At 37.0% G+C, this 13120-nt stretch carries 11 protein-coding genes and 2 pseudogenes; 4 read left to right on the forward strand and 9 right to left on the reverse strand.

What is annotated here, in order from left to right; translation table 11 throughout:
• Window positions 1–20 precede the first annotated feature (20 nt).
• Window positions 21–236: a hypothetical protein gene (locus HMO_RS0109125; protein ID WP_010301819.1), complete on the reverse strand. Its 216-nt coding sequence runs from the start codon at window positions 234–236 to the stop codon at window positions 21–23.
• Window positions 237–667: 431 nt separating this feature from the next.
• Window positions 668–1233: pseudogene (locus HMO_RS15235) on the reverse strand (IS6 family transposase).
• 388 nt (window positions 1234–1621) lie between these two features.
• On the opposite strand from HMO_RS15235, the gene HMO_RS0109135 reads away from it, so the two are divergent.
• Together HMO_RS0109135 and HMO_RS0109140 are read left to right on the forward strand one after the other, a co-directional pair.
• Entirely contained in the window at window positions 1622–1972 is a 351-nt protein-coding gene (locus HMO_RS0109135) for a type II toxin-antitoxin system RelE/ParE family toxin (RefSeq protein WP_010301827.1), read from the forward strand.
• Window positions 1972–2292, forward strand: coding sequence for a helix-turn-helix domain-containing protein (locus HMO_RS0109140; RefSeq protein ID WP_010301829.1), 321 nt, complete (start codon window positions 1972–1974; stop codon window positions 2290–2292). The genes HMO_RS0109135 and HMO_RS0109140 overlap by 1 nt, the downstream gene beginning before the upstream one ends.
• A 36-nt stretch (window positions 2293–2328) precedes the next feature.
• Here the strand turns inward: HMO_RS0109140 and HMO_RS0109145 are convergent, their stop codons facing one another.
• Window positions 2329–2571: a hypothetical protein gene (locus tag HMO_RS0109145; RefSeq protein ID WP_010301832.1), complete on the reverse strand. Its 243-nt coding sequence runs from the start codon at window positions 2569–2571 to the stop codon at window positions 2329–2331.
• Window positions 2572–2867: 296 nt separating this feature from the next.
• On the opposite strand from HMO_RS0109145, the gene HMO_RS0109150 reads away from it, so the two are divergent.
• Both HMO_RS0109150 and HMO_RS0109155 read left to right on the forward strand, forming a co-directional pair.
• Window positions 2868–4166, forward strand: coding sequence for a phospholipase D-like domain-containing protein (locus tag HMO_RS0109150; RefSeq protein ID WP_010301835.1), 1299 nt, complete (start codon window positions 2868–2870; stop codon window positions 4164–4166).
• A gap of 61 nt (window positions 4167–4227) precedes the next feature.
• Window positions 4228–5007 (forward strand): tetratricopeptide repeat protein, encoded by a 780-nt coding sequence (locus HMO_RS0109155; RefSeq protein WP_010301839.1) that lies wholly within the window; start codon window positions 4228–4230, stop codon window positions 5005–5007.
• A gap of 683 nt (window positions 5008–5690) precedes the next feature.
• On the opposite strand, the gene metK is transcribed toward HMO_RS0109155, so the two are convergent.
• The 6 genes and pseudogenes from metK to HMO_RS0109195 form a co-directional block, all read right to left on the reverse strand.
• Complete coding sequence (metK, locus tag HMO_RS0109160; RefSeq protein ID WP_010301842.1) at window positions 5691–6836, reverse strand: methionine adenosyltransferase; 1146 nt, start codon at window positions 6834–6836, stop codon at window positions 5691–5693.
• A 306-nt stretch (window positions 6837–7142) separates the two neighbouring features.
• Complete coding sequence (locus tag HMO_RS0109170; RefSeq protein ID WP_010301851.1) at window positions 7143–7844, reverse strand: protein-L-isoaspartate(D-aspartate) O-methyltransferase; 702 nt, start codon at window positions 7842–7844, stop codon at window positions 7143–7145.
• Window positions 7845–7965: 121 nt separating this feature from the next.
• On the reverse strand, window positions 7966–8640 hold the full coding sequence (locus tag HMO_RS0109175; protein ID WP_010301854.1) for a BON domain-containing protein: 675 nt from the start codon (window positions 8638–8640) through the stop codon (window positions 7966–7968).
• Window positions 8641–8988: 348 nt separating this feature from the next.
• The gene (locus HMO_RS0109180) at window positions 8989–9753 is read right to left on the reverse strand and encodes an IS5 family transposase (protein ID WP_083821280.1); all 765 of its coding nucleotides are present in this window, start codon (window positions 9751–9753) and stop codon (window positions 8989–8991) included.
• Window positions 9754–10082: 329 nt separating this feature from the next.
• Entirely contained in the window at window positions 10083–11297 is a 1215-nt protein-coding gene (locus HMO_RS0109185; protein WP_010301864.1) for an MFS transporter, read from the reverse strand.
• Between the two features lie 736 nt (window positions 11298–12033).
• A pseudogene (locus HMO_RS0109195) lies at window positions 12034–12807 on the reverse strand (Tn3 family transposase); the annotation flags it as partial.
• Window positions 12808–13120 lie beyond the last annotated feature (313 nt).

A 13120-nucleotide genomic window follows, 5' to 3' on the forward strand; every position in this document is an offset into this window, starting at 1 on the left:
TTTAAATATTTATTATGATTTTATTCAGGCTTTTCTTGCTGAAGCTGTTGCTTAACCTTTTCTAGGATTTCCTTATTCTCAAAAATCCACTTTTCTGAAAAAGGGATCTCTGTATAAGGAGTTAAGGTCAATTGTCCATTTTCTCCTTTTCTAACGCGGTAACTACTGACTCCTTGAGATAATTCCCCCAAGCTCACCCTCCCTTTTGAATCTGGGCGCAGAACAATTTCTTCCATATCTGGATCCTTCTCTTTATGTCTTGGTATATTTTTATAAAGCACAAAACCTTTTTAAGCAATATAGCAAACTATTCAAGATAAGATAATTGGCAAAAAGAGAAAAAATGCTTCAGTAACCTTTCCCACTTAACAGATCAAAACACCCCATCACGCAAACGATCGATTATGTGACAATCTTCTCAGCTTCACTTTGGAGAGGAAAACTTGTCACTTAATAAGTAATATAATCTATGTATTGCAAATGGCATAGATGAAATTAAGTTACTCGAAAGTGAAAGGTATACCGAGTCCTGAAAAGAGGGAATTAATCTCCCTAATAGAATCTGGATCCTTCCGGCCAAAAAGACAAAAGAAATATAGCTGCCGTGCTGATTCGGCTTTGTTGCAAAAATTTATAAAGGTTAGGAGATAGTATGAAGCTTTGGTATTTAGATGGCATAAACACCGAATTGCCTTTCAACAAGACGCACTTCTCCCATGAGTCCTTGACCATAGTACCATGCTCTCAGTTGACCTTTTCCCTCGTGGGGGCAAGTACCCTCTTCCTTGAGCTCCTTGATTGCTACATGATAGGAAGCTGCTTTATCTGTATTGATGGTATTTGGTATTTCCCAGTCCTTAAGCTTCCTAAGAGCTTTAGATAGAAAGCGCTTAGCTGCATTGATGTTTCTTGTAGAAGAGAGATAGAAGTCTATGGTGCGCCCATGCTTATCAACGGCTCTGTACAAGTACTTCCATTGCCCTCTTACCTGACATACGTTTCATCGACACGCCAACTAAGACCAAGAGATGGGCGCCAGAAGTAGCTCAACCTTTTCAACATCAAAGGCGCATAGTGCTGCACCCAATGATAAAGGGTAGTATGATCAACCTCTATACCACGCTCAACCATCATCTCTTCTAGATCACGGTAGCTAATTCCATATTTACAATACCACCTAACACAGCTTAGAATTATTGCACCTTGATAGTGACGCCACTTAAAGTCATTCATAGGAAGCCTATTAGCTTTTTACTTAATCTAAAAAGATCTCCAACTTTTTGCAACAGCGCCTGGCGGACTCGTCCATTATTTATTTCCACCTTTAGATGCAAAAACAGCCGCACAGATACGATATGGTGAATCTCTCCTCAATAATTGGATGAAATTAGTTAAAAAGGATCGAGATAAATTGGTTATCCTCTTGCCCTCGAGTCCTAATAAATAGAAGTGATGGGTTAGCTTGTTGGTAAGGTAATATATGTTTGGTAGATTCTGCATAACAAATATGTAAGTAAGATGGGGATACGTAATCAGGGAAAGATAAATTCCTAAATTTCTTTGTTTTGATCAATTGACATGTTATAGTAAAATTACTATATTATTTAGTGAAGAGTTTCTAGTGAAAAAGCCAATATATTGGGTAGGGAGTTCAAAGGACGATTTGCTAGCATTCCCGGAAAGTGTTCGGAACGAAGTTGGATATGCTCTTTATGTTGCACAGTTAGGGGATAAACACCCCTCAGTTAAACCGTTGAAAGGATTCAAAGGAGCAGGAGTGCTTGAAGTAGTGGAAGACTATGATTCTAATACATATAGAGTGGTATACACTCTTAAGCTTAAAGATGCGATATATGTTCTCCATGCCTTCCAAAAAAAGTCTAAACAAGGAATTTCAACCCCTCAAAAGGAGATAGATCTTATTGAAGCTAGATTGAGGCGTGCACAAGAAGATTATTCTAGGAGACGATGATGATAGATATTATTAAAGCTGATGACAATATATTTAACGATCTGCAGGTTAGTGAGCCTGAAGAAGCCTTGGCTAAGGCTGCTCTAGCTCGAAAGATTCATAAGATTATTACTCTCAGAAAGCTCACACAAGTTGAGGCTGCTGCAATTTTAAATATTAAGCAGCCGGATGTATCAGATCTAATAAGAGGCAGATTACATAAATTTTCGATGGACCGCCTTATGCACCTCTTAAATCTTCTGGATTGGGATGTGGAAATTGTTGTACGGAAAAAAAGAGGAAAGAGCAGGCGAGGAATTACTCATGTAATTGCCGCCTAATCCTTTTTAATAAGAGGAAAAATAAGGGGGACTTTCTTAAATGATCCTTATATTTTCATCAGCATTTAAAAAGGCTTTTACTACACTGTCCGCGGGTCTCTGCTTCAATTGTTGAGATGGTTCTAACGCCTCCGCTCTTCGCGAATCTCTTTGGAATTTTTCAGAGACCTTTTCAAGAAAAATATATACTCCAATTTTTGTATGAATATCTTTTTTCTCGAAGATATCCTTATATTTTCCAGCAAATTCTTGAAATCTAGGATCAAGAATCTTAGCCATAATCTCATTATAAAGATTGCTAAATTATATAGCTGGACAAATTTTTTATCTACATTAGGAATTCATATCCCCGAAAGAACGTGATAAGGATTCTAAAATAGAAGTATCGTTGCAGTAAATCTCTTTAGAGCAAGATATGCCACTCCAATTACTTCCTTTGAGCATCTTTATAGAAGAGACAAATTTTTTGAATACTGTTCAAGGGCAAAAATTTATGCACAAATAAATAGTGGACGCCCTTTGTTTGTGATAAAAAATATTACAATATTTATTTAGAATATTAGAGAAATATATTTATGTTAAAATTATCTTTTATTGCATTTTTATTTACTCTTAAAGGTCTAAATGTCCTTTCAGCAGATCCTTTGCATGAAATAGAAGAAGGTGAAATCCGGCCTCTAGAGTTCTCCTTAGATAACCTTGCAGAGGAGGTTCAAGTTCATGTCCTTTCATTTTTGAATAATGAAGACTTAGGTAATGCTCGCCTGTTATCTAAAAAATATGACACCCTTATTACCCAGGAGATCTTGAAATGCCAGTCCTTTAAAGACCCCAAAATTCTGATCATTCCATTTTCTTCCGAAATTTCATTTCCAAGTATAGGAGACAAAATAATTTCTTTTTTAAGTCGTGCTCAAAGTAGAATTGTGGTTGCTTCCGATAGAATTACAAGCTTGCCCCTTGCGCAAAGGCTCGCTAGTTTATGTCAAAATAATCCTGATTTGCGCGTGCATGTCATTTGGGGTGAAAATGTAATAGGTAGTGTATTAGAAGAGTTTAAAAAATCTCCTCAAATTGAATTTCGTCAAGTTATCCCTTCTGAAGGAAGAATGCATAATAAATTTTACCTGATTGACGATATGGGAACCATCACCGGTTCCCCAAATGCAACTTATAAAGCGTTCAACTCCAATATTGAATCCTTTGTCTTTATTTTAGATCCTACTATTAACAGGATTTTTCTCCACTATTATGAATATCTTACGTGCGCAAGCTCTGAGCAAAATTCTCGTTACTTATCACTTCGACAAGAGTTATCAGAATTTAATGGAAGAAGGAATAACCCTATTAACCTTTGGTTTGCCCCAATAATTCACATACCAAACTCTATTATAAATACCATTAAAAGATCTGAACAAATCGACATCAGTATGTTTCTTATCAGTCGAGGAATTAACCCTGGCTCCGACATTATTCGTACGTTGGTTGAAGAAGCACGCCAAGGAGCTACTATCAATATGAGGCTTGATAGTGAAAACCTGAAATATCCTTTAGCTAAAAAGGCAGTACTTGATATCCAAGAGCAGAAGGAGTATTTTGCAGCAAGGCGCAAGCCCCTCTCTTTTAATTTTTCAGCTGTAGAACTGAAAGAGAACGAGGCTTATCTGCATGATAAACTTCTAGTAATTCTCAAGCGACATAATCAAGAAAAATGGGTTATAATTGGGTCGGCAGGGCTATCTACAAACGTGCAAAAAAATATTAACTGTGAAAATATGGTGTTAATTAAAAATATTTACATTTATGACTTTTTTAAAAAGCATTTTGACGCTATCCCTCGTAGCCAAAAGATAAAACAGATCACCCAGTTTTAGAGTTTAGCCAATTGGTATATTTAATTTAACGGGATAACCAATAAATAAGGAGGAGAAAAAAATGAGATTCCCTAATCTAATAAGACTAACACTTTCTTTTCTAATCTTTGCTTCTAGTCAATTCTGTTCAGCAATGCAGAGAGAAAAGGAAGAAAGTCTCCAATACGCCTCTCGTTTTGTTTTTCTAGAAGAGCATTTAAACATATCACCTTCACTTAAACAATTTTTCATGGATACTTCTGAGGAGGAGCTTCGAGATAAACTAAGCTGGATTCCCAATATTCAGCAGTTTCATTCTCCTGAGCTTAACGAACTTTTTAGAAAGTATAAACCTACATCAATCAATATCTTTGAGGTAATAATTTTAAATACTCTTTATGATAAATTTAAGGACAGTTTTGATACCTTGATTAATGTAGCAAAGGCTGGTCATGCAGACGCTCAATATAAAGTTGCTACCGGCCTCTGTTTTGAAGAAGATGAAAACAGTCAACGTCTAGCTAAAGAACTCCTGCATAAAGCTGCAGCCCAAGGCCATAGGGATAGCATTTATAAATTAAGTGATGCTTATAATAGAACCGCCGATTATTATCAGCTCGAGAAAAACCCTCATATTGCCTATTTGCTTTGCCAGGAAGCAGCTGCAATGGGGCATGAAGAAGCTCAGCTTGAACTAGCTTCTGCGCCTCTGGATGGCACCTTTGGCCTTCCTAAAAATTACAGTTTGGCAAGAGCACAAATTAAGTCTTTGGCAGATAATGGCAACCAATTGGCAGTAGAGAGGTACAATTATTTAAAAGATAAGACTGAAGAGGAATACGATTATCTCTCAAACTTATAATTTGCAATATAAGTTAAAGATTCTTTCTTACTTTTTAAAGATGAGGCGCTGACTGCAGATCTCTTAAATAAGTGTACTTGCTCTCTTAATAAGGGTATCTTTTAAAAATAACAGAGATTGCAGCAGACTAAGAAGTACACTTAAACTCAACTATATCTCTTTCTGAAGAGTAGAACTCTCAGAATAAGTAGACAAAAGATTATAAAGGTCTACCACTTTATGACGATAGCTGAGGGGATAACGTAAGTACCAGCGTAAGCATTGCAAGATAACTTCGGGAAGGAAATGTCGATATCTGAACTCTTTAGGTTTCATTGCAGTGACCATTTATTAGATAATTTACCCATAACCTAACAACTTCTCAAGAATTTGCAACGGAACCATCTAGCAAGCGTTGGGTTGTCGAGCGCTTCTTTGCTTGGATGAAACCAGCTCGCAGATTGCTGATCAGATTTGATAAAAAGATCAGTGTCTTCCAAGCTTTTCTTGATCTCTTTTCTGCTATTACTATCTATAGGAAGCTCACCTCATGATTTTTCAGATAGGTTCTAAAATACTAGTTATACAAGTACTTCTCACAAGAATGCCCGTTTCTATGATGAAGAATGTTAGTAAATTTTGGTTTTCAACTGACTACTATCTAGTAAAATCATCATCCTATCTCGATAAATTTAAAAAGCTCACTAAATTTGTAATAAATTCGAAAATGGAATTAGGTCAACCCTTTCCCATTTAAAACCGCCCTCTTTATCTGGCTCCCGTCCAAAATGTCCATAGCTAGCTGTGCGTGTGTAGATAGGTGAATTAAGATTAAGATATTTTCTAATGCCTAGTGGTGAAAGATCAAAATGCTTTTGGATAGAAGAAGCCAAGCAAGCTTCTTCTATCTTTCCTGTACCATGCATATCAATATAAAGAGATAGTGGATACCTTAAGCCTATTGCATATGAGAGCTGTAATGTACATTTTTTCGCTAAACCAGCAGCTACAATATTCTTTGCTAAATAACGAGCCATATAAGCAGCCGAACGATCTACTTTTGAAGGGTCCTTTCCGGAAAAAGCTCCTCCTCCATGAGGCGCAGCTCCTCCATAAGTATCAACAATAATTTTTCTTCCAGTTAAGCCAGTATCAGCTTCAGGCCCTCCTATAACAAAACGTCCGGCAGGATTAATATATAAATAATCTTCTTCGCACATCCATCCGTTTGGGAGACTATCAAATATAATAGGGCGAATTATTTCCCGAATCTGGCTTATTGTATAATCAGGATGATGTTGTGTTGATACGACGATTGAGTGGCTTTGCACTGGTTTATCGTTCACATATCGAATTGCAACTTGGCACTTCGCATCAGGGCCAAGAATGTTTTTTAAATTAGAAGAACGATGGAATTTTAAGTTTTTTAAGATTTGATGCGCATAATATATTGGAGCTGGCATAAAGCTCTCTGTATCAGAGCAAGCATAGCCAAACATAATCCCTTGATCACCAGCTCCTTCACTTCCTATGCCTCGTACAATGTCTCTTGATTGCTCATGTAAGTAATTCTTAATTTTTAGAGTCTTCCAGTTAAAGTGCCTTTGCTCGTAACCAATATCCTTGATAATGTTTCTCACAAGGTTATCAGTTTTTTGTATAGAAAGATTAGCACCTGAAGTTTCGCCAAAAATTAAGACAGTATTTTTTGTTACTACAGTTTCAATAGCTGTATGAACTAATGGGTTTTTGCTTAGAAAAGTATCGAGGAGGCTATCTGAAATAATATCACAGAGCTTATCAGGATGGCCATCAGAGACAGATTCACTTGCAAAAATATAATCTCGCATTTTGTATTCTCTCCCTGCTTTCCTTATTTGTTATGGCTTTTGAGCCTATTATGTAACTGATTAAATATGTTACAGATTTATTTCCAATAATTTGAGAATATGTCAAAAATCCCTACTACATAGCCAGATAAAAAGATTTATTGCTAGGATACACAAGTATACTTGGTTATCTGATTTTTGTTCTTAGCTCACCAAGTCGCTCTTTTTTCAGACCTGTTTTATCCAATTCATTATCAATAAACCCAAAAGCTACTATATTTATTAGCGTGCCCAGATAGTATGAGAGGAGAACCATAGGTGTTCATCCTAGTGAGTTTTTTGTTCTTTTCCTGTCATTGGCACAAAACGGACAGGTAAAAGGTATTCTTCTTCCATACCTGCTTCTGTTTTCGTGATCCTAAGAAGATCTTGCTGACCAAATTCTCCTACGGGTATAATAAGTCTGCCTCCTAGCTTTAGCTGGTTTAAAAGAGCTCTAGGTATATGCTCAGGTGAAGCTGTTGCTATAATAGCATCAAATGGGGCTGCTTCAGCCCATCCTTCATATCCATTTCCTATGCGTACTTTAATATTAGTATATCCCAGTTGTTTGATAACACTTTGAGCTTCCCTTGCTAGAGGTTCTACGATTTCAATCGTATAAACCTCTTGACATAACTTAGAGAGAATTGCTGCTTGATAACCACAGCCGGTACCAATTTCTAAGACTCTGTCCGTTGATTTAATTCTAGCTGCCTCACTCATAAAGCTAACAATATATGGCTGTGAAATAGTCTGACCATAGCCAATAGGAAGTGCAGAATCATTATAAGCAAGATATCTTATATTTTCTGGCACAAAGAGATGGCGAGGAACCTCTCTAAGAGCTTTTAAAACTTCTTTATCACGTATATTTCTTGCTTCAATCTGAGTTTTAACCATTAATTCTCGTTCTCTTACATACAAATCAGCTTGATTAGGCATACGCTCCCCCAGAAAACATAGAATTATATAACAAAGAATATTCATGTGCGTTCGCTTAAATGCCTAGTCCTTCCTTATAGTAAGTCCAGGCTTATATTTACTTTTAAGTGAGGGCTATTGTTTACTTTAGGACTTAGATAGTGTGCTATACGCCTTCATCTACTTCCTAAGTATAGTTTGGGTAACTTATGGTAACCTCTCTCATATCCACCTGAGTAACCCCCGGTATAGACCACGCAGCATGGGACGCTTCATCATATTCTGCCCAAGAATGCAGATTCCCTTTTAGTATAATTTTACTTCCATCTGTCTTAACTCGTATATTCCGAGCATCAATGATGGCGTTGCGTTGAAATTCACTTAAAATTTTGCTTGCAACTTGATCAGGATTAATAGTGAGGGTGGGCTTTAGGGTAATATTATTAACAACATTTTTTACACCGTATATATATTTCACATCTTGAGAGGCTCTTTCGCGCTGATATTGGTACTCAACATCACCAGTAAGAGTTATAATACCATGTTCCACTGTGATTGTTACTCTGCCTGATGGGATTGTAGCATCCCAATCTATAGCTCTTATAGCAGCTTCGGCGATTTCTTCATCGCTACGCTTAAAAGACTCTCCTAAATTAACTTGCAGTTCCTCTACAATTCCTTTTACTCCTTGAACATTCTTAGCAGCTCGCTCAGCTAAAGATTTCTGATAATAATTACTGACGCTTCCGCTTAAAGTAACAATCCCATTATGTACATTTACCATAATGTTCTTTGATGTTATGCCTGGCTCAAATTCAATCTTATTACCTACGTCAATTTTAATGAAGTTATCATCCCGCATTATAGCTTCCTAATTATTATTAATACTATGATTAGTAGTAGAGGAATTAAGTATTTTTAAAAGGTTAAATTAGGGTTGAATTTATCCAAGGGATCTTAAGTGCTTTACCTTGAACACTCTTACCTTGATTGAGAGGCCAAAACATGCATTGCTTTGTTTAGCAGGAACGTGCTTAGTTTAGATGAAATAATCCTATTTTTGAGGGTATGAGGCTACCAAACAAATTCTAGAGGTTCAAAAAGAAAGCCACTAATAATTTCCTCATTTTATTGGGTTTTCGATTCTGCTAGAAACCTTTTCCATAAAAGAGGCAGCTCTATTTTAGGAAAGTAGAACCTATCCGAAAAATCACGAAGTGAGCTTTCTATAAATAGTGATAGCAGAAAAGAGATCAAGAAAAGCTTGGAAGACACTGATCTTTTTATCAAATCTGATTAGCAATCGGCAAGCCGGCTTCATCCAAGCAAAGAAGCGCTCGACAACCCAGCGCTTGCTATATCTTCTTAAAGCTCGTCCATCTTGGGTTTTATTTTTTCTGCTCCTCTTGTGCGGAGCAATCAAGTGAATTCCTTTATCTTTGAGAGCCTTATCGTGAGGATCGCTATCATAAGCTCTATCTCCTACCAAATGTGTGATTCTATCGGCAATGGGACAATCTTGTAAGGTTTCTTCTACAAGAGAGATTTCATGCGGCTGAGCGGAGGTGGCAATGGCGGCAACGGGGATCGATTTATCATCGACAATAACTATAACTTTGCTCTGTTTGCCAATCTTGGTCAGACCAATATCATCGCCGCCCCACACAGCACGAACAAATGTTCCATCAATAAAACAAGTGGGTCGCTTTTGTTTGTGCTCATAAAAAATCTCTAACAGCGTATCTCGCATTCCTATAAATAAGCCCTGATCGGCCCAGTGACAAAAGCGACTATAGACAGTCGAGCGAGGTGGATAGTGGGGCGGCATATCTTTCCATTTCAGTCCGTTGGACAATACATACAAGATAGCCTCCAGTATCAGTCGATTTGACCACTTAAGGAGTCGCCCCCTTTTGGTGACAGGACAAAAAAACACTTCAAGGTGCTTCCAATTTTCATCTGTTATCTTTATCATTCTCTTGTGTGGTGGTTAGGGTTTTACTCAAAAATACTATTGCCACACATTTTTTCTAAATTAAATTCAAATAACACTTTTCCGGATAGCTTCTAGAGCTTAAATATACTCTTTTTTAAAGACTTTTATTATATTTTGACCAATTCATAACCTTATATTGAGCTTTTCGTGCTTGCTTAATTTCCTAAATTTTAGCCTTGTTTGTAAGGCCTAGGTGATGAGCAAAATGAGAAGGCCTCTATAAATTTTTTCCTCTCACAAATTTGTCTTTTAAATTACCCTCTGGAACAATGCCATTAACCATGGCTATAGCTTATTTTGCTGCTAAATTATCCACGTCTTAATACTCCCCAATCCTCTTTCTTACAGAAAAATATAAGGCTAGCTAAGGGAAAAATACCTAAGAAACAATAGCCGGTATAAAGAACTTCATAGCTAGTATGATAAATAATTATACCTGCTATTAAATTAGATAGGAATAGAGCTATCCCACTTATAAGGTAGAAAGCCCCGTAAGCGGTTGCTCGAAGAGGAAGCAATGCTATATCGGCAATCCAAGGCAAAAAAATGCTATGACCAATCCCTCGCTGTATACCCCATAATAAAGCTGCTAGGAAAATTATTTCTTCTCTGCCTGCAATGCTTATAAGAAAGTTAGCAAGAGACAATAAAAGAATAGCTATTCCAATGCATATAGGGCGCCCAATATAATCGGATAGTTTTCCAATAGGATAGGATATGGCAAGTTCAGAGAGATTACAAATCACCATAATAAAAGGGACTAATTCTTTAGCCATGCCACATTCTAAAGCCCTGAGCGTTATAAAAACTTCGCTACTTCTGCATAACATAAAAAAAACACTTACCATGATAAAAGACCAATATCTTTTACCCAGGGCTAGAGCTTCTTTAGGATTTAAAGAGATTCTCACGCTTTTATTTTCTGGCTGCTTTACCTCGCGAACGTATAAAATTAAAAATAAAACGGCTAACAAAGCAGGAATAGATGAGATCCAGAATATTAATCTGTAATTATATTGGGAGATTTTAAGAACATAAAATACAAGAAATGCCCCCATTATTGAGCCTACCATTCCCAAAGAATGTCTCAAACCAAAGAATGTACCTCTAAGTTCACTGGGGGAGATGTCAGCCACTAATGCCTCTCTAGGAGTAGCTTGTAAACCCCTACCAATTCGATCCAGGGACCTACCCAATAAAAAAATATAAACATTGGTTGCCAATGCTAAAAGAGGCCGACTTAAAATTACTGTAATATATCCTAGGATCATGAATGTTTTTCGGTTTCTTAAATAATCGCTCAGAATCCCAGAAACAAGACAGGTGCTCCAAGAGGCAAGCTCTACAATGCCTTCAAGGCTTCCAATAATAATGGAGCTTTGTTTCAAAACATCTTTCATGAAAGGGCCAGAAATAGTGAAAATCATTGCAGCTGATATATTAAGTAGCGCCCCAGCAATTCCTAATATCCAAAGTTGGGAAGGAATTCTTTTTATGTGCTGAAATATGGATGTGCTTGCCATACTGCTCCTTATATTTAGTATATATTCAGTCTGTTGCATCTTAAAATTTTAAGTAGTTATCTTGTGTGTTTGTATTGCCAAAGGTGTATTTCTATTAATTAATAAGCTTTTTTCAAATGCCCTTATTATAAGAAATTTGACATAAAACTACTGTTAGGTTATAAATGCAACAGATCCTCCTGGATCTCTTTTGCCATTGGAAGAAGTTTCGTAATGCTCTTCACTGAAGGTATTTCTCAAGTCACCTAATATTAGAACAAACTTTTTCTATAAACAAAAAATAGGTTGCTTCTTCAGGCGAGCGCTTCTTACCTATTCTTATTATTATATATTTATTAATTTCAATGGGTTTGAAAACTATTAAAAACCTTGAAGATCATCTATGCTATGGGCACAAGAATGCTGTAATTTAGGAGGATAAAATAATATACTTTCTGTTCATAATATAGGAAATTCAGCCATTTTTTATTATAATACTTGCCTAAGAAATTTATTTAATTAACAATATTTTCCTATAACGGTTTTGTCTCTTTTTAATAGTCAAAAAAATAAGTCTCTACGTAAAAAAAGTAGGCATTTTAATGAAGAGCTCGTCGCTCCTCAAGGGATAGGATGTCTGAGAAAGAAACTACCCCAGTTTCTGGAAAACCAGGACGATCATCTGACTAACCTAGCACTTGAGATTTTCTGGGCTAGTTTGCGGGAAAGTGCAGGGAACTACGTTAAGGATAAATGATCACCATCTATAGTACCCTGTAAGGATGATATGTTCCCATCCAAGAGGCGAGAGATGTGCCAATTGACTTGGTGGTATGATTATTCCATTCTGTCGCATATCATGAATAATACGACCTAGATGTTTAGTATTCCAATAGATGATGATGGCAGCAAGCAAGTTGAGGTGCATCATTCGTAAATGCTGGTTTTCTGATGTGCGATCAGTGATTTCGCCTCTACGGTTGAAGTTTAGGGCACGTTTAAGAGCATGATGTGATTCTCCTTTGTTAAGTCCCATCTGTGTGCGACGCTGCATGGAAACGGAACTGATCCAACTACGGATAAAAATGGTGCGCTCCATACGTCCTATTTCGCGAAGTGCAATCGCCAACTCATTTTGGCGTGGAAAGGATGCCAGTTGGCGAAGTATCTCACTTGGCACAACACGGTGTGTTATGATGCTGGCAATCAAGCGGATAATATCTGGCCATTGGTTCTCTATACGGGCAATATTGATTTTTGCTTTGATCAGCTCTCGCATTACCTTTGGTAGGTTTATGCCTTGCATGCCATAAAGATTCAGCGATGATAAGTTGCGTAATCTTGGCGCAAATTGATAACCTAACAAGGCACACATGGCAAACACATGATCTGTGAAACCGCCGGTATCCGCATAATGTTCTTTGATGCGTTTACCAGTATCATTCATGGTTAGCCCCTCTAGAATATAGGGGGCTTCATGCGCTGTAGCAGGAATCGTTTTAATAGCAAACGGACCGTATTGATCTGATATAGCGCAAATACCAACGCATACACTGTAAGATGATTAAGCCACTAAAACGGCGTTTCCAAAAATCACTCCTCATTCCAAAATCTATCCTTATGAGTCTTGTTAAAGGCTATTACCCTTACTTAGCTGCTAAATGCAACACTCCCCATACTCTCACCCGAATATCGCCCCTAAAAGAATCTGTGTCACGTAAACAATGGGAAGATCTAGCTAAAAATGATAATTATCCAATGGCTTAGAAAGAATAAGGAAATGCTTAAGAGGTCTTTCTATGAATAGAGAAAAGAGAGTGTTCAAAGTTAGAACTCTTAAGTCA

This window comes from Candidatus Odyssella thessalonicensis L13, from assembly GCF_000190415.1.
GTDB classification, from domain to species: domain Bacteria; phylum Pseudomonadota; class Alphaproteobacteria; order Paracaedibacterales; family Paracaedibacteraceae; genus Paracaedibacter; species Paracaedibacter thessalonicensis.

Excerpts from the sequence above, each read along its gene's own strand:
- HMO_RS0109125 (WP_010301819.1), bottom strand. The coding sequence starts at position 236 with ATGGAAGAAATTGTTCTGCGCCCAGATTCAAAAGGGAGGGTGAGCTTG.
- HMO_RS0109140 (WP_010301829.1), top strand. The coding sequence starts at position 1,972 with ATGATAGATATTATTAAAGCTGATGACAATATATTTAACGATCTGCAG.
- HMO_RS0109145 (WP_010301832.1), bottom strand. The coding sequence starts at position 2,571 with ATGGCTAAGATTCTTGATCCTAGATTTCAAGAATTTGCTGGAAAATAT.
- HMO_RS0109150 (WP_010301835.1), top strand. The coding sequence starts at position 2,868 with ATGTTAAAATTATCTTTTATTGCATTTTTATTTACTCTTAAAGGTCTA.
- HMO_RS0109155 (WP_010301839.1), top strand. The coding sequence starts at position 4,228 with ATGAGATTCCCTAATCTAATAAGACTAACACTTTCTTTTCTAATCTTT.
- metK (WP_010301842.1), bottom strand. The coding sequence starts at position 6,836 with ATGCGAGATTATATTTTTGCAAGTGAATCTGTCTCTGATGGCCATCCT.
- HMO_RS0109170 (WP_010301851.1), bottom strand. The coding sequence starts at position 7,844 with ATGAATATTCTTTGTTATATAATTCTATGTTTTCTGGGGGAGCGTATG.
- HMO_RS0109175 (WP_010301854.1), bottom strand. The coding sequence starts at position 8,640 with ATGCGGGATGATAACTTCATTAAAATTGACGTAGGTAATAAGATTGAA.
- HMO_RS0109180 (WP_083821280.1), bottom strand. The coding sequence starts at position 9,753 with ATGATAAAGATAACAGATGAAAATTGGAAGCACCTTGAAGTGTTTTTT.
- HMO_RS0109185 (WP_010301864.1), bottom strand. The coding sequence starts at position 11,297 with ATGGCAAGCACATCCATATTTCAGCACATAAAAAGAATTCCTTCCCAA.